General features: G+C 67.3%; 18 protein-coding genes. 11 read left to right on the forward strand and 7 right to left on the reverse strand.

Annotation, left to right across the window (positions count from 1 at the left end):
* Window positions 1–9 precede the first annotated feature (9 nt).
* The 4 genes from AB4Z48_RS02770 to AB4Z48_RS02785 form a co-directional block, all read right to left on the reverse strand.
* Entirely contained in the window at window positions 10–654 is a 645-nt protein-coding gene (locus AB4Z48_RS02770; protein ID WP_441612337.1) for a phosphatidylserine decarboxylase, read from the reverse strand.
* A gap of 154 nt (window positions 655–808) precedes the next feature.
* The gene (gene ilvC, locus AB4Z48_RS02775; RefSeq protein ID WP_441612338.1) at window positions 809–1,825 is read right to left on the reverse strand and encodes a ketol-acid reductoisomerase; all 1,017 of its coding nucleotides are present in this window, start codon (window positions 1,823–1,825) and stop codon (window positions 809–811) included.
* Window positions 1,826–1,916: 91 nt separating this feature from the next.
* Window positions 1,917–2,408: an acetolactate synthase small subunit gene (gene ilvN / locus AB4Z48_RS02780; RefSeq protein WP_020203618.1), complete on the reverse strand. Its 492-nt coding sequence runs from the start codon at window positions 2,406–2,408 to the stop codon at window positions 1,917–1,919.
* On the reverse strand, window positions 2,408–4,171 hold the full coding sequence (locus AB4Z48_RS02785) for an acetolactate synthase 3 catalytic subunit (RefSeq protein WP_441612339.1): 1,764 nt from the start codon (window positions 4,169–4,171) through the stop codon (window positions 2,408–2,410). Before AB4Z48_RS02785 ends, ilvN begins: the two co-directional genes overlap by 1 nt.
* Before the next feature lie 399 nt (window positions 4,172–4,570).
* Between AB4Z48_RS02785 and AB4Z48_RS02790 the strand changes: the two genes are divergently transcribed.
* From AB4Z48_RS02790 to AB4Z48_RS02835, 10 genes are all read left to right on the forward strand, one after another.
* Window positions 4,571–5,137 (forward strand): RNA polymerase sigma factor, encoded by a 567-nt coding sequence (locus AB4Z48_RS02790; RefSeq protein ID WP_020203616.1) that lies wholly within the window; start codon window positions 4,571–4,573, stop codon window positions 5,135–5,137.
* On the forward strand, window positions 5,134–5,568 hold the full coding sequence (locus AB4Z48_RS02795; RefSeq protein ID WP_441612340.1) for a DUF3619 family protein: 435 nt from the start codon (window positions 5,134–5,136) through the stop codon (window positions 5,566–5,568). The genes AB4Z48_RS02790 and AB4Z48_RS02795 overlap by 4 nt, the downstream gene beginning before the upstream one ends.
* A gap of 2 nt (window positions 5,569–5,570) precedes the next feature.
* Window positions 5,571–6,371, forward strand: a complete 801-nt coding sequence (locus AB4Z48_RS02800) for a DUF3106 domain-containing protein (protein ID WP_441612341.1) — start codon at window positions 5,571–5,573, stop codon at window positions 6,369–6,371.
* Window positions 6,372–6,521: 150 nt separating this feature from the next.
* Entirely contained in the window at window positions 6,522–7,082 is a 561-nt protein-coding gene (locus AB4Z48_RS02805) for an RDD family protein (protein WP_441612342.1), read from the forward strand.
* Window positions 7,079–8,056 (forward strand): esterase/lipase family protein, encoded by a 978-nt coding sequence (locus AB4Z48_RS02810; RefSeq protein WP_441612343.1) that lies wholly within the window; start codon window positions 7,079–7,081, stop codon window positions 8,054–8,056. The genes AB4Z48_RS02805 and AB4Z48_RS02810 overlap by 4 nt, the downstream gene beginning before the upstream one ends.
* Window positions 8,057–8,187: 131 nt before the next feature.
* Entirely contained in the window at window positions 8,188–9,213 is a 1,026-nt protein-coding gene (locus AB4Z48_RS02815; RefSeq protein ID WP_441612344.1) for a UDP-2,3-diacylglucosamine diphosphatase, read from the forward strand.
* An 80-nt stretch (window positions 9,214–9,293) separates the two neighbouring features.
* Window positions 9,294–10,439 (forward strand): glycosyltransferase family 4 protein, encoded by a 1,146-nt coding sequence (locus AB4Z48_RS02820; protein ID WP_441612345.1) that lies wholly within the window; start codon window positions 9,294–9,296, stop codon window positions 10,437–10,439.
* Entirely contained in the window at window positions 10,339–10,839 is a 501-nt protein-coding gene (locus AB4Z48_RS02825; RefSeq protein WP_441612346.1) for a diacylglycerol kinase, read from the forward strand. The genes AB4Z48_RS02820 and AB4Z48_RS02825 overlap by 101 nt, the downstream gene beginning before the upstream one ends.
* Window positions 10,840–10,967: 128 nt before the next feature.
* Window positions 10,968–11,666, forward strand: a complete 699-nt coding sequence (locus AB4Z48_RS02830; RefSeq protein ID WP_441612347.1) for a TetR/AcrR family transcriptional regulator — start codon at window positions 10,968–10,970, stop codon at window positions 11,664–11,666.
* Window positions 11,663–12,247 carry a TIGR00730 family Rossman fold protein gene (locus AB4Z48_RS02835; protein WP_441612348.1) on the forward strand — a complete coding sequence of 195 codons (585 nt, stop codon included), beginning with the start codon at window positions 11,663–11,665 and terminating at the stop codon, window positions 12,245–12,247. The genes AB4Z48_RS02830 and AB4Z48_RS02835 overlap by 4 nt, the downstream gene beginning before the upstream one ends.
* Before the next feature lie 19 nt (window positions 12,248–12,266).
* Here AB4Z48_RS02835 and AB4Z48_RS02840 read toward each other — a convergent pair whose 3' ends face one another.
* On the reverse strand, window positions 12,267–13,259 hold the full coding sequence (locus AB4Z48_RS02840) for a Bug family tripartite tricarboxylate transporter substrate binding protein (RefSeq protein ID WP_441612349.1): 993 nt from the start codon (window positions 13,257–13,259) through the stop codon (window positions 12,267–12,269).
* A gap of 216 nt (window positions 13,260–13,475) precedes the next feature.
* Window positions 13,476–14,384, reverse strand: coding sequence for a LysR family transcriptional regulator (locus AB4Z48_RS02845; RefSeq protein ID WP_441612350.1), 909 nt, complete (start codon window positions 14,382–14,384; stop codon window positions 13,476–13,478).
* Window positions 14,385–14,648: 264 nt separating this feature from the next.
* Here AB4Z48_RS02845 and AB4Z48_RS02850 point away from each other — a divergent pair, with 264 nt between their 5' ends.
* Complete coding sequence (locus AB4Z48_RS02850; protein ID WP_441612722.1) at window positions 14,649–15,779, forward strand: amidohydrolase; 1,131 nt, start codon at window positions 14,649–14,651, stop codon at window positions 15,777–15,779.
* Window positions 15,780–15,804: 25 nt separating this feature from the next.
* Here AB4Z48_RS02850 and AB4Z48_RS02855 read toward each other — a convergent pair whose 3' ends face one another.
* Entirely contained in the window at window positions 15,805–16,407 is a 603-nt protein-coding gene (locus AB4Z48_RS02855) for a DUF924 family protein (RefSeq protein ID WP_441612351.1), read from the reverse strand.
* Window positions 16,408–16,435: the final 28 nt, after the last annotated feature.

Below are 16,435 nucleotides of genomic sequence, written 5' to 3' on the forward strand. Positions count from 1 at the left end.
GAGGCCCGATCAGTCCAGCTCGGCCAGGACGGTCGAAGAGGCCGACACCTTCTCGCCGATGGTCACGCGCGGGCGCGCATCCACGGGCAGGTACACGTCCACGCGCGAGCCGAAGCGGATAAAGCCATAGCGCTGGCCGCGCGACAGCGTTTCTCCAACCCGGGTATAGCAGAGGATGCGGCGCGCCACCAGGCCGGCCACCTGTACCAGCGTCACCACCTTGCCGTCGCCCGCGCGGCGGATCACCACCGCATTGCGCTCGTTTTCCAGCGAAGCCTTGTCGAGATCGGCATTGACGAACTTGCCGGCAAAGTACTCGACCTTCTCTACCTGGCCGTCCACCGACACACGGTTCGAATGCACGTTGAACACATTCATGAACACGCTGATCTTCAGCGCCTCGCGCCCGGCGTAGGGATCCTGGGTCTTCTCGACAACCACGATGCGGCCGTCGGCGGGGGCCAGCACGGCGTTCGGCTGGGCCGGGATCGGCCGCGGCGGATCGCGGAAGAACTGCAGCACGAACAGCGTAATGATCCACAGCGGCAAGGCCCACCAGAAGCCGGCGCTGACCTGCACCAGCAGCGAGATGACAAAGGCGCCGGCCAGGAATGGCCAGCCTTCACGGGCGATCAGCGGATGAGGATAGTTCATGCAATGCTTGGTAGAAGAAGAAAGTCTGACAAGGATAACAAAAAGCCGTCCAGCCCCCGCGCGAAAGCTCCCTCGGAACAGGGATTCGAACGCGCGGAAGACTGGACGGCCGCGGCCCGCCGCGCGGAACGGCGGGCCCAGACTGGATTCCGACTTAGTTCTTCGACTGGTCGACCAGCTTGTTCTTGGCGATCCAGGGCATCATGGCGCGCAGCTTGGCACCCACTTCTTCGATCTGGTGCTCGGCCGTCAGGCGGCGGCGCGAGATCAGGGTCGGGGCGCCGGCCTTGTTCTCGAGCAGGAAGCTCTTGGCGTACTCGCCGGTCTGGATGTCGGTCAGGCACTGCTTCATGGCCTTCTTGGTCTCCTCGGTCACGACGCGCGGGCCAGTGACGTATTCGCCGTATTCGGCGTTGTTGGAGATCGAGTAGTTCATGTTGGCGATGCCGCCTTCATAGATCAGGTCGACGATCAGCTTCAGTTCGTGCAGGCACTCGAAGTAGGCCATTTCCGGCGCGTAGCCGGCTTCCACCAGCGTCTCGAAGCCAGCCTTGATCAGCTCGACGGTGCCGCCGCACAGCACGGCTTGCTCGCCGAACAGGTCGGTTTCGGTTTCTTCGCGGAAGTTGGTCTCGATGATGCCGGCGCGGCCGCCGCCGTTGGCGGTAGCGTACGACAGGGCGATGTCACGGGCAGCGCCGGACTTGTCCTGGTGCACGGCGATCAGGTGGGGCACGCCGCCGCCCTGCGCGTAGGTCGAGCGCACGGTGTGGCCCGGCGCCTTCGGCGCGATCATGATCACGTCGAGGTCGGCGCGCGGGATCACGGCACCGTAGTGCACGTTGAAGCCGTGGGCGAAGGCCAGCGCGGCGCCTTGCTTGATGTTGTCGTGCACTTCGTTCTTGTACACGTCGGCGATCTGCTCGTCCGGCAGCAGGATCATGACCACGTCGGCGGTCTTGACGGCTTCGGCCACTTCCTTCACTTGCAGGCCGGCGTTGACCGCCTTGTTCCACGATGCGCCGCTCTTGCGCAGGCCGACCGTCACCTTGACGCCGGAGTCGTTCAGGTTCTGCGCGTGGGCATGGCCTTGCGAGCCGTAGCCGATGATGGTGACGTTCTTGCCCTTGATCAGGGAGAGGTCGGCGTCCTTGTCGTAAAACACTTTCATGATGGTTCCTTCAAGCTTTCGTTTTCGTGTGTCGGGGTAGCGGCTGCCACGCTGCATGTGCCGGCGCCGCCCATGGATACTGCAATCTGGTTCAGACCTTCAGGATGCGCTCGCCGCGGCCGATGCCCGAGCCGCCGGTACGGACGGTCTCCAGGATGGCGGCACGGTCGATGGCGTCCAGGAAGGCATCGAGCTTGACGCCGTTGCCGGTCAGCTCGATGGTATAGGTCTTCTCGGTGACGTCGATGATGCGGCCGCGGAAGATGTCGGCGGTACGCTTCATTTCCTCGCGCTCCTTGCCGACCGCGCGCACCTTGACGAGCATCAGCTCGCGCTCGATATGCGCGCCCTCGGTCAGGTCCACCACCTTGACCACTTCCACCAGGCGGTTCAGATGCTTGGTGATCTGCTCGATCACGTCATCCGAGCCGCTGGTGACGATGGTCATGCGCGACAGCGAGGCGTCTTCGGTGGGTGCCACCGTCAGCGTCTCGATGTTGTAGCCACGCGCCGAGAACAGACCCACCACGCGCGACAGCGCGCCCGGTTCGTTTTCCAGCAGGACCGAAATGATATGTCGCATTACAGGTCCTCCGCGCCGAGCAGCATTTCTGAAATACCCTTGCCGGCCTGCACCATCGGCCACACGTTTTCAGTCGGGTCGGTCTGGAAGTCGAGGAACACGGTACGGTCTTTCAGGCGGAAGGCTTCGCGCAGGGCGGGCTCGACATCGGACGTCTTCTCGACGCGCATGCCGATATGGCCATAGGCCTCGGCCAGCTTGACGAAGTCGGGCAGCGCATCCATGTAGGAATGCGAGTAGCGGTTGTCATACTCGATTTCCTGCCACTGGCGCACCATGCCGAGATAGCGGTTGTTGAGCGCGCAGATCTTGACCGGGGTGTCGTACTGCAGGCAGGTCGACAGTTCCTGGATGCACATCTGGATCGAGCCTTCACCGGTGATGGTCACCACTTCCTTCTCGGGGAAGGCTTTCTTGATGCCCATCGCGTACGGCAGGCCCACGCCCATCGTGCCCAGGCCGCCGGAGTTGATCCAGCGGCGCGGCTCGTCGAACTTGTAGAACTGCGCGGCCCACATCTGGTGCTGGCCGACGTCCGAGCAGATATACGCGTCGCCCTTGGTCAGCTCCCAGATCTTCTCGACCACATACTGCGGCTTGATGATCTCGGAATTGCGGTCGTACTTGAGGCAGTCCACCGAACGCCACTGCTCGATCTGCTCCCACCAGCGGGCCAGGGCCTCGCGCTTGGGCTTGACGTCGCTGGCCTGCAGCTGGGAGATGAGCTCCTGCAGCACGTCCTTGACGTTGCCCACGATGGGAATATCCACCTTGACCCGCTTCGAGATGGAAGACGGGTCGATGTCGATATGGATGATCTTGCGCGGCTGCGAGGTGAAGTGCCCCGGGTTGCCGATCACGCGGTCGTCGAAGCGCGCGCCAATGGCGATCAGCACGTCGCAGTTCTGCATGGCCATGTTGGCTTCATACGTGCCGTGCATGCCGAGCATGCCGACGAACTGCTTGCTGGTGCCGGGGAACGAGCCCAGGCCCATCAGCGTGTTGGTGACCGGATGGCCGGTCAGCGCCGCCAGTTGGCGCAACTCGTCGCTGGCGTTGGCCAGCACCACCCCGCCGCCCGCGTAGATGAACGGACGCTCGGCGTTCTGCAACAGCGCGAGCGCCTTGCGGATCTGGCCCGAGTGGCCCTTGTTCACCGGGTTGTACGAGCGCATGTCGATCGACTTGGGGTACTCGTACTTGCAGGCGTTGCGCGAGACGTCCTTGGGAATATCCACCACCACCGGGCCCGGACGGCCGGTCGCGGCGATATAGAACGCCTTCTTGATGGTCGAAGCGAGATCGCGGACGTCCTTGACCAGGAAGTTGTGCTTGACGATGGGGCGGGTGATGCCGACCGTGTCGCACTCCTGGAAAGCGTCCTGTCCGATGGCGTGCGTCGGCACGTTGCCGGTGATGATCACCATCGGGATCGAATCCAGGTAGGCAGTGGCGATGCCCGTCACCGCATTGGTGACGCCGGGACCCGAGGTCACCAGGGCACAGCCCACCTTGCCGGTCGCACGTGCATAGCCGTCTGCGGCATGGACCGCGGCCTGCTCGTGGCGCACCAGGATGTGCTCGATCTTCTTTTGCTTGTAGAACTCGTCGTAGATATACAGCACTGCGCCGCCGGGGTAGCCCCAGACGTACTCGACGCCTTCTTCGGCAAGTGCGTGAACGAGAATTTCCGCCCCGATCATTTCGGGTGCGGCAGATGAATTGCTGTCTGCGTGGGAGAATTCCGCGCTGGGCATGTTCATTTCAGTCCTTTGCAATTTTCGGCAAAAAATTGTTCGGATGCTCTCTGCCGGGCTTGTGGCACGGGTTCAAGCGGTGCGCGTCTGCATGGAAGACCGCCTCATAAGCGGCCGGATGAGACAACCACTGATGTCGTGAACCAACGATGATACTGCATTGCATCAGGATGGTCCATGGCTTTCTGATTGCCAGGGAAGCCCCCGCTGCCGGCTGCCATCCGGAGCCGCGATCTGGCCGCGCGGAGACCGCGGGACTACATGGGAGGGTCCTGAATGACCACAAGAGAGAACAAGGATGGTCACCCACAGGGTTATTTGCTAGCATTCCCCCCATTTTGGAAGTGCAGAAAGCCGTAACCTGCACATCCACCGGCCACGGCCTCACCGTCAGTACCCGCCTGCATGGCAACCGATCAGGAACTCTCCGACTTTCTCGCCAGCGTCGAACGGCGCGCCTTCAAACAGGCCGTGTTTGCAGTGCGCGACGACGAGGCCGCCCTGGACATCGTCCAGGACGCCATGATCAAGCTCGCCGAAAAATACGGCGACAAGAGCGCCGGCGAGCTGCCACCGCTGTTCCAGCGCATACTTCAGAACACCATCCACGACTGGTTCCGACGCCAGAAGGTGCGCAATACCTGGGTCACGCTGTTTTCCAACCTGCGCGATGACAGGGAAGGCGAAGATAATGACCTGCTCGACACTTTCGAGGCCGAAATCGGCTCCGAATCAGCGGAGAGCAGCGCCGACAAGGTAGAGCGCGCCCAGACCATGCACATCATCGAACAGGAGATCCAGCGTCTGCCGACACGTCAACGCGAAGCTTTCCTGATGCGTTACTGGGAGGATATGGACGTCGCGGAAACGGCTGCTGTCATGGGATGCTCCGAAGGTAGCGTCAAGACTCACTGTTCCCGTGCCACGCACACACTGGCGCAGGCATTGCGAGCGCGGGGGGTCCGACTATGAGCACCAGAAACGAAAAAGAAATCAACGAACGCCGCCTGGCACACGAGATCCGCACGGCACTGGATGCCTCGGCGAATGCGTTGCCGGCAGATGTGACCGAGCGGCTCGCGGCCGCGCGGCGGATCGCGCTGTCGCGCAAGAAGGCGCAGGCTGCCGTCGCCATGCCGCAACTGGCCGCGGCGGGCGTACACACGATCGACTTCGACGAAGACGATTCTCCGCTGCATCGCGCGGGCGCCTGGCTGCGCCGCCTCGGCCTGGTCTGGACGCTGGTGGCGCTGGGCGCCGGCCTGATCGGCATCTACCACTGGCAGCAGCAAAAGCGCGTCGACGAACTCGCCGACGTGGATGCCGCCATGCTGCTCGACGATCTCCCGCCGTCGGCCTACGCCGACCAGGGCTTCCACGTGTTCCTCAAGCGCGGTCAGTAGCGATGGCCAGTGCCCTCTTCCATCCCGCCGCATCGCGCCGGCGGCTGGCAGGCTTGCTGCTGGCCGGCGCCGCCTTTGCTGGCGCCTGGCTGCTCAATCCCTCTGCATGCCAGGCGCAGGGCGGCCGCCCGACCGGCGCCGCATCGTCCGCCGCCGGCGCCAGCATCGCCAACGCCCGCCCGGCCTGGTCCGAGCTCTCCGTCGTGCAGCAGCGCATCCTGGCTCCGCTGGAAGGGGAATGGAACACATTCCCCGAGCTGAATCGCCGCAAATGGCTGCAGATCGCCGAGCGATACCAGAAGCTTTCGCCGGCCGAGCAGGCGCGCCTGCAGACCCGCATGACAGAATGGGTCAAGATGACGCCGCAGCAGCGCCGGCTGGCGCGCGAAAACTACCAGATCACGCGATCACTGCCCCCGCAGAAGAAGGCCGAAGCCTGGGACAAATACCAGCAGTTACCGGAAGAACAGAAGAAGAACCTGGCCGCCGCCGAAAAAGTGCCGCGCCGCCCGGGTGCGGTCAGCGCGCTGCCGTCCGGCAAGCGCCTGCCCGCCGAAACCACCCGCCAGCTGCATCTGGAAAAGAAGGCACCCGCCGGTAACCGCGCAACCGTCGCGCATCATCCGGCATCGGCAGCCATTGCGCATGCATCCGATGCGCAGGCCGGACAGCACGCACCGGCCGCGCCGGCAACCCCGGCCAGTGCGGTCGCCGCGACGGATACCCCGCGCGAGGCCAACACCGAGGCCGTGACCAGCAGCGCCATCGGCCCGGCCAGCCCGGACGAGCCGGTACGCCGCTGAACCCTGCACGCCGGGCGCCCTTCCCGGCGCCCCGGGCCAGTCCCGGCTTTGGCATAATCCCCTTTCGCGCCCGCCCGTCCGACCGCGCCGCGACAGCGTCAGCCGCCGCGCATGACCCCAGGCGCGGCATCGCCCTCCCCCAATTCCGCCATGCCCGCCGCGACCACGTCCAAACCCACCGCCAAGACCTCCCCCGCCCCGGCCAGCGCCCCGCGTCCGGCGCAAGCACCCTCGCTGCGCCGCCGCGTCGCCTGCATGCTTTATGAAGGCGTGCTCCTGTTCGGCGTGCTGAGCGCATCGACCGCGCTCTACCTGCTGGGGCGCCCCGCGCTGCAGCGCCTGGGCCTGGACGGCACCTTTGCCATGCAAGCCTGGAGCTTCCTGGTGCTGGGCTGCTACTTCGCCTGGTTCTGGCAGCGCAACGGCCAGACGCTGGCCATGCAGACCTGGCGCATGCGCGTGGAGACCGCCGCCGGCGTGCCGCCGCGCTGGCCGCGGGCCGCCTTGCGCTACCTGCTGGCCTGGCTGTGGCTGCCGCCCTCGGCGGCGGTGGGCCACGCGCTCGGACTGGTCAAGGGCCCCTTCGTCGGCGCCCTGGCCGTTGGCCTGCTGATCTGGATCCTGCTGGCGTGGCTCGACCCGCGGCGCCAGTTCCTGCACGACCGCCTGGCGGGGACGCGCCTGACCGACCTGCGCCCGCCCAAGCCATGACGCTGTCGGCCGCCGCCTTGCGCCGCATCGCGGTGGCATTGCAGGCCGCCGCAGCGCTGGGTTGTGCCGCCGCCCTGCACGACTGGTTCGGCTGGACGCTCGCCGCGGGCCTGCTGGGCGGTCTGGTTCTCGCCCTCCTCGTCCTTGGCCTGTCGGTCGCCGCCGCCTTCGCCATCTCCCTGCGCGGCCTGGGCGTGCCCGCCGCAATGCGCCCCCCGCTGCCGCCCGCCCTGCTGGCGACACGCTGCGCGCGCCTGACGCCGGCGCGGGCGCTGGCCTGCCACGCGCGCGAATGCCTCGCCGTGTTCCGCATGTTCAACTGGCTCCAGCCTTTCTGTTCGCACCGGCGCTTCGTGCCGGCCCGCGCCCCCGGCGCACGGCCGCCGCTGCTGCTGGTGCACGGCTACGGCTGCAACCACGCGGTGTGGCTCGACATGCAGCCGGCGCTCGCGGCGGCCGGCTATCACTGCGAGGCCATCGACCTGGAACCGGTGTTCGGCGATATCGAGCACTACGCGCTCGAAGTCCGCGCAGCCATCGCGCGCATTGCCGCCACCACCGGCCAGGCCCCGCTGCTGCTGTGCCACAGCATGGGCGGGCTGGCCGCGCGTGCCGCCATGGCGGGCCGCGGTGCGCCACCGCCGTGCCGCGGCATCGTCACGCTCGGCACGCCGCACCACGGCTGCGCGCTGGCACGCTACGGCAGCGGCTTCAATGCCCGCCAGATGCGCTGCGGCAGCGCGTGGCTGCGCGCGCTGGCGATGCGCGAAACGCCGCGCCAGCGCGCCGCGCTGGTATCGATCTTCAGCTGGCACGACTCCATTGCCGGCCCGGCCGGTTCTTCCTGGCTGGAGGGCGCCCACCATGTCCCGCTCGCCGGCATCGGCCACGTCAGCCTGCTGCGCGATCCGCGCGTCACGCAGGCCGCGCTGGGCGCGCTCGCGCAACTGTCGGCGGTGGCGCCGGCCGCCTGAGCCCCCCGCCGCGCCGGGCGCCGGCGGCTTCTTTTTGCCGGCACGCCACAGTCATATGACATTCATGTTTCCGTCACGGCTCCGTCATCGCCGGCTGGCCCAATGCAGCCATCGTCGCTACCGAGGCCGCCATGGTTCAAGCCCTTCGTTCTGCCCGCGGACACCTGGCAAAGGCCGCGCAACTGCTGCGCGGCCGCGCTGGCGGATCGCCATCGCTGCCCCGCCCTTCGTCCCTGCCCGCCGCGCTGGCCGCCTTCATGCCACCGGCCAGCGCCCTGCAGCAACGCCCCCCGGCGCGCGGGGCCGCCACCCCCGCCTCCGCCAGCCTGCCTCCTCCCGCCGCCACGCCCCAGCCCCCGCATCCCACCCATCCGATCCGCCACTACCGCGCCATCTGGCTGTCGGACATCCATCTCGGCACGGCCGGCTGCCAGGCCGACTACCTGCTCGATTTCCTCAAGCACAATGAATCGGACCAGCTCTACCTGGTCGGCGACATCATCGACGGCTGGCAGTTGCGGCGCGGCTGGTACTGGCCGCAAAGCCACAACGACGTGGTGCAGAAGCTGCTGCGCAAGGCGCGCAAGGGCACCGAGGTGATCTACGTGCCCGGCAACCACGACGAAGTGGCGCGCCAGTTCGACGGCCTCGCCTTCGGCGACATCACGGTGCGCGAGGATGCCATCCACGTGACCGCCACCGGGCGCCGCCTGTGGGTGGTGCACGGCGACCTGTTCGACGGCGTGGTGCAGCACGCGCGCTGGCTGGCCTACCTGGGCGATTCGCTCTACACCCTGATCCTGGCCATCAACCGCCACTTCAACCGCATCCGCGCGCGCCTGGGCTTCCCGTACTGGTCGCTGTCGCAATACCTCAAGCACCAGGTCAAGAACGCGGTCAACTACATCAACTCCTTCGAGCACGCGATGGTGGACGAAGCGCGCCGACGCGGCTGCGACGGCGTGGTCTGCGGCCACATTCACAAGGCCGAGATCCGCGAGGTGGACGGACAGCTCTACTGCAACGACGGCGACTGGGTGGAAAGCCTGTCGGCCCTCGTCGAGACGCAGGAGGGCGAGCTGCAGATCGTCTACTGGACCACGCTGCTCGACGCTCCCGCCACGGCCGGCCGCCGCGCCGCCGTCACCGCGGCCTGAGCGCCCGCGCCAGCCACCAACGCATCGCCCTGGCCTCGCCGAGGCCGGTCACCCACGCGGCCCGCCGCAAGGAGAGAGCCATGAAGATCCTGATCGTCACCGATGCCTGGGAGCCGCAAGTCAATGGCGTGGTGCGCACGCTCAAGTCGACCCGCCGCGAACTGGTGGCGATGGGCCACACGGTGGAGCTGATCACGCCGCAAGAATTCCGCACCATCCCGTGCCCGACCTATCCCGAGATCGCCCTGTCGCTGTTCGCCGGCGCCAAGGTGCGCGCGCGCATCCGCGCCTTCGCGCCGGACGCGCTGCACATCGCCACCGAAGGCCCGCTCGGCCTGGCCGCGCGCCGCTACGCGATGCGCGAGCAATTGCCGTTCACCACGGCCTACCACACGCGCTTCCCTGAGTATGTGCAGGCGCGCTTCGGCATTCCGCTGAGCTGGACCTATGCCTTCCTGCGCTGGTTCCACGGCCCGGCGCGCGCGGTGATGGCGCCCACGCCTGTGGTGCTGCAGGACCTGCACCGCTACGGCCTCACGCACGGCGTGCTGTGGACCCGCGGCGTGGACCTGGACGTGTTCACCACGCAGCACGCCAACGTGCTCAACACGGCCCACCCGATCTTCCTCTACGTGGGCCGCGTGGCGGTGGAGAAAAACGTCGAGGCCTTCCTCGCGCTGGACCTGCCGGGTTCCAAGTGGGTGGTCGGCGACGGCCCGGCGCTGGCCTCGCTGCGCGCGCGCTATCCGGGCGCCAGCTATCTGGGCGTGCTGAGCCAGCCGGAACTGGCCAAGGTGTATGCTTCGGCCGACGTCTTCGTGTTTCCCAGCCGCACCGACACCTTCGGCCTGGTCCTGCTCGAAGCGCTCGCCAGCGGCCTGCCCGTGGCGGCGTATCCGGTCACCGGCCCGATCGACGTGCTCGGCGAGAGCACTGCCGGCGTGATGCACGAAGACCTGCGTGAAGCGTGCCTGGAGGCACTGCGCATCGACCGTCTCACCGCCCGCGCCCACGCCGAGCGGTTCTCGTGGCGCGCCGCCTCCGAGCAGTTCCTGACACACCTGCAGCCGCTGCCGTGCGCACATGCAAGCGCCAGCGGCAGCGCTGCCCGTCACTCATCCGAACATGCCGACTCCGCATCCCCCGCCGCCCGCACCCAGCCGCCCGCCGGCGGCCCCGACCTCGGCACCGGCCAAGGCTTCGCCGAACAGCGACTACACGATTGAGCAGAACCCGCACAAGGGCAACCGCGGCCTGGCGCGGGCCTGGCATGCGGGCATCAACTCCCTGTCGGGCCTGCGCTACGCGGTGCTGGAAGAGAGCGCGTTCCGCCAGGAGCTGACCCTGGTGGCGATCCTCACGCCCTGCGCGCTGCTGCTGCCGGTCGGCATCGTCGAGCGCATCCTGCTGCTGGGCACCTTGCTGCTGGTGCTGATCGTCGAGCTGCTCAACTCCAGCGTCGAGGCCGCGGTGGACCGTATCTCGCTCGAGCGCCACGGCCTGTCCAAGCGCGCCAAGGACTTCGGCAGTGCCGCCGTGATGCTGGCGCTGGTGCTGTGCGGCGGCACCTGGCTCGCCATCGCCGGGCCGATCGTGGCCGGATGGCTGCGACAGCTGGCCGCCTGAGCGCAAGTCCGCGGCCGGCGGCGGCGGGCGTGCATCGCCCGCCCCGCGGGTATGCGTGCGGCGGTGCGTCAGGCGCGATTGCTTATAATCGCCATCAACTCACCGAATCGCCGCTCGCCCGGTCGCCCATGGAACCCAAACCGCAATCCGGTCCCCGCCGTACCCGGGACCGCATCCTCGACGTCTCGCTGCGCCTGTTCAATGAACTCGGCGAGCCCAACGTCACGACCACCACCATCGCGGAAGCCATGGAGATCAGCCCCGGCAATCTCTACTACCATTTCCGCAACAAGGACGACATCATCAACTCCATCTTCGTGCTGTTCGAGCAGGAGATGGAGCGTCGCCTGAAGCTGCCCGAAGATCACAAGGCCACGCTGGACGAGAGCTGGGGCTACCTGCAGTACATGTCGGAGTTCCTGTGGAACTACCGTTTCCTGTATCGCGACATCAACGACCTGCTGGCGCGCAACCGCATGCTTGAAACCAACTTCAAGCGCATCGTCGAGCAGAAGAAGCGCTTCGCGATGGAGATCTGCCGCCAGTTCCAGGAAGACGGCGAGATGGAAGCCACGCCCGAGCAGGTCGATGCCATCTGCACCAACATGGTCGTGGTGTCCACCTACTGGCTGTCCTTCCAGTTCGTGCAGCACCCGCGCCAGTACAACGATCCCGCGCAGATCCGCGGGTACCTGCACGGCGCGAGCTATCACATCTTCTCGATCCTGGCGCCCTACCTGCGCGGCAAGGCGCGCCAGGCGTTCGACAAGCAAGCCCGCGAATACGCCGCCGCCAGCGCGGCACAGAACCAAAAGGAAGACAAGTGAAGTCCGTCTGCATCTACTGTGGCTCCAGCCCCGGCAACCGTCCTGAATACGCCGACGCGGCGCGCGCCATGGGCAAGGCCCTGGCCGAACGCGGCCTGGCGCTGGTCTATGGCGGCGGCAAGGTCGGACTGATGGGCACCGTGGCCGATGCCGTGCTGGCGCACGGCGGCACCGCCATCGGCATCATCCCCGACGCGCTGATGCAAAAGGAAGTCGGGCATCGCGGCCTGACCGAGCTGCACGTGGTGCGCAATATGCACGAGCGCAAGCAGATGATGGCCGACCGCGCCGACGCATTCATCGCCATGCCCGGCGGCGTGGGCACCTTCGAAGAACTGTTCGAGACCTTCACCTGGCTGCAGCTGGGCTACCACGCCAAGCCGGTCGGACTGCTCAACGTGAACGGCTTCTACGACAGCATGCTGGGTTTCCTGCAGCACGCCGTGGACGAAGGCTTTCTCAAGCAGGTGCACAACGACCTGCTGCTGACGGACGCCACGCCTGCCGGCATCCTGGACAAGCTCGCCAATGCCCCGCGCGTGACCGTGGACAAGTGGCAGGAAAAGCGCGGGCAGACCTGAGCCCCGCCCGCGCGGCGCCTTACATCGGCTTGAGGCCCAGCGCATCCACCATGCCGCGATAGCGGCTGACCTGCGCGGCCTGCCACGCGTCGGCTTCCTGCTCGCTCACCGCATGCAGCACCGTGCGCCCCTCGGACTCCAGCCGGGCGCGCAGCTCCGGCTGGGCCAGCGCCTTGCCGATGGCCACGCGCAGCTTGCGCACCACGTCGTCCGGCGTGCCCTTGCGCACGTAGTAGCCACCGCCGATCACGTACTCGAAATCCGGCAACAGCTTGCTTTCGCGCAAGGTCGGGATGTGCTTGAGCTGCGCGGGCAGTGTGCGCGAGAAACTGCTCACCACCTTCAGCCTGCCTTGCCTGGCCATGCTGTCCATGCTGACCTGGTAGGCCAGGACGGCAAAGTCGATCTGGCCGCCGGCCAGGTCCTGGATGGCAGGCGCGGCGCCCTTGTACGGCACGTGCAGGAACTTGGCGCCGGTGCGCTGGCCCAGGTACTCTGTCAGCACGTGGTAGAGCGAGCCCATGCCCACGGTGCCGTAGGTCAGCGGCTTGGCGCCGGGGCGCCGGGCCAGTTCGATGAACTCATCGAGCGTGTGGACCGGCAGGTCACCACGCACCAGCAGCACGATGGTGGCTTCGGTGATCGGCTGTACCAGCCGGAAATCCTCCGGCTTGTATCTGGCCGAGGCATTCAGCAGGGGCGTCAGGATGACTTCGCTGGGCGAGCCGTGGAGCATGGCATAGCCATCCGGCGGGCCGTTCAGCACGCGCTTGGCGCCAAGCACGCCGGTGCCGCCCGCCACGTTCTCCACCAGCACCTGCTGGCCCAGCGCGCGACCGATGGGCTCGCTGAAAATGCGCGCCGACACATCGCTGGCGCCGCCGGCGGGATAGGGCACCACCAGCGATACCGGTTTCAGCGTGGGAAAGGCCGGCCCGTCGGCCAGCGCCGGCATGGCCACGCAGGCCAGGCCAAGCGCCACCAGTCGCGGCAGGGCCGACAGCCATCGCATTGCGCCGTGCAGTCGCCCCGACCGGTGTTTGTGTATCGCGCCGTTCATCTTTTCTCCGTGGTGATCGCCATGTCCAGGTATGTGGCGCCAGTCTAGCAACGGGATTTCAGCGGCAGCAATGACACGGAGAGGGCCAAATCGTTGCATCGAGTGCAACGATCGAGGGACGTGCCGGCAGGTGGCGGCAGGTGGCGCAAGCGGGCGATCCAGCGGGCGTCAGATTTCCGGAAAGGACTTCACCATATGGCGCAGCATATTGCTGGCCGCCGGCGAAAGGTGCCGCCCCGCCCGCGTGATGATGTGGTTGCGGCTGTTGTTGAGGATCGGATTGGCCAGCGGCAGCGACACCAGTTGCTTGAGCTGCGCGCCTTTGTGCGGCACCGAGCGCGGGACCATGACGAAGCCCAGCCCGAGCGCGGCGAACTCCCACAGCACCTTGAACGAATTGGTGACCAGCATCGGCTTGAGGCTGACATGCTCGTCGAGTTCCGCCGCCTGGATATGCTTGCGCACGCCAAAGGACTCCACCAGCGTGGCGCCGGCATGCGGCGCCAGGTCGGCCAGCTTGAGGGCCCTGCGCATGCGTGCCAGCGGATGATCGCGGCGCACGTGCACGCGGATCGGCGCCAGGCGCGAGCAGTGCGAGCGCAAGCGCACATCGGTAGGCGGCTCGAAGGCCAGGCCGATATGGGCGAGGTCTTCCACGATGTGCCGAATGGTTTCATCGGTGCCGGCCACCTGTATGCCGTAGGTCACCTGCGGATGCTTGCGCATGAAGCCTTGCAGCACCGGTTCCAGCAGCAGATCGACGAAGCCCTCGCCGAACACCAGGTCCACGTGGCCGCCGCGCGCGTTCTTCAGGTTGTTGACCTCCGCCAGGAAGGTGTCCTGCAGGTCCTGCTGGCGCCGCGCGAACAGGGCCAGCATGCGCCCGGCATCGGTCGCGGCCACCCCCCTTCCGCGCCGCTCCAGCAAGGCCAGGCCTGTGTCCTGCTCCAGCCTGGCCACGGCACGGCTCACCACCGACGGGTCCAGCCCCAGCACTTCGGCCGCGCCGCGCACGCTGCCGGTCTCGATGATCTGCAGCAGGCACAGCGCGCGCCTGCGGTCCAGTACGTCTTCCATGGCTTGTTCCCGGCACTGCGCTGACCTCAGCGCGCCGTCTCCGTTCCCGGTTCTTCTGCGAGGACGATGCACCGTTGCACCGTGAACAACGATTTTCCACTTTACTTGTCATGGTTACAACCGTCGGGAGTGCCGAAAATCGCCGTTTCACCTCACCCTGCCAGGAGCAGCCGCGCGATGAGCACGCCCCCGACGACACCTATTGAATCGCACCAGCCCCTCCAGCCGCGCACCGGTGCGCTGCCGCTGCCACTGCTGGAGCGCATGCGCGCATGGCGGCACGAGATCCACGCCCATCCCGAAACCGCCTTCACCGAGCACCGCACCGCGCGGCTGGTGGCGCGGGCGCTGGCCGGGATGGGCCTGGAAGTCCATGAGGGGCTGGGCGGCACCGGTGTGGTCGGCACACTGCGGCGCGGCGCCGGCCCGGCGATCGGACTGCGCGCGGACCTGGACGCCCTCGACATGCACGAACTCGGCGACGCGCCGCACCGCTCGGCCATCGACGGCAAGATGCATGGATGCGGACACGACGGGCATACGGCCATGTTGCTGGGCGCGGCGCAATTCCTGTCGCAGGACACCAGCATCAGCGGCACGGTGCATTTCATCTTCCAGCCCGCCGAGGAGAACGAGGGCGGCGGCCGCGTCATGGTGGAGCAAGGCCTGTTCGAGCGCTTTCCCTGCGCGGGCGTCTACGCGCTGCACAACTCGCCCAACCTGCCGCTGGGCACGTTCTCCACGCGCGTCGGCACCATGACATCCAACTCCGATACGTTCGAGATCGTCATCGCCGGCAAGGGCTCGCATGCCGCGCAGCCCGAGGCCGGCATCGATCCGGTCGTGGTCTCCTCGCAGCTGGTGGCGGCGCTGCAGGCCATCGTCAGCCGCAATGTCAGCGCCGTCGACTCGCTGATCATCAGCGTGACGCAGATCCACGGCGGCGATACCTGGAACGTGATCCCCGAGCGCGTGGTCCTGCGCGGCACCTGCCGCTCGTTCAGGCCCGCCACGCGCGCCCGGGCGGAAGCGCGCATGCGCGCCGTGTGCGAGGGGCTGGCGGCTGCCTCGGGCGCGCAGATCGAGCTGAACTATTTCGCGGGCTATCCCGCCTGCGTGAACACGGCGCGGGAAACCTGCCTGGCCGCCGCCGCGGCGCGCCGGGTGGTGGGCGACGAGCGCGTCGACACGGACTGCCTGCCGCGCACGGGGTCGGAGGACTTCGCCTACATGCTGGAGCAATGCCCGGGCGCGTACGTATTCCTCGGTGCGGCGCGCAGCGGGAACAACCCGCCGCTGCACAATCCGTACTACGACTTCAACGATGCGATCCTGCCGCTGGGCGCGACCTACTGGATCGAGCTGGTGCGGCTGGTGCTGAAGCCGGCAGCTTGATGGCGCCGCGCTCCGCCGCCAGCGCTCAGAACGAGGAACCCGGCTCCCGCAGGAAGGCCGCTTCCTCCGGCGTGTTCTCCCGCCCCAGCACCGCGTTGCGGTGCGGGAAGCGGCCGAAGCGCCCGATCACAGCCTGGTGCTTGAGCGCCCACGCCACCGTGTCGACCTTGCCCTCGCTGTCGTCGCGCAAGGCGCGCATCAGCCTCACCGATTCGGCCTGGTCCGCGCGCGATTCCGCATGCTCGAAGGGCATGTAGCAGAACAGGCGGTGATGCGGCGTGGGCAGCAGGCGGTCGGCGCCGCTCGCCACCACCTGCCGCGCCGCCTGCAGCGCCTGCGCGTCGGTGGCAAAGCTGCGCGGATCGTGGCGAAAGACATTGCGCGGCACCTGGTCCAGCACCACGATGCGCGCACAGGCACCCAGCGGCGTCAGGGCCCAGTCGTCGTGCGCGCCGGCGCGCACCGCTTCCCACAGCGGCAGCAAGGCGGCGCGCACGCTGGCGTCGAAGCTTGCGGACTTGGTGAACCAGGCCTTGCGGGTGGTGTTCCATTGCGCCGAGCCCGGCGCGCCGAACCAGAAATCGAGTACGCGTTGCGCTTCGGCCGGCAAGGCCTGGAGCAGGGTCATGGTGGTGGATATCGGTAGGTCCGGCAGG

This window comes from Cupriavidus sp. 2TAF22, from assembly GCF_052115045.1.
GTDB lineage: Bacteria > Pseudomonadota > Gammaproteobacteria > Burkholderiales > Burkholderiaceae > Cupriavidus.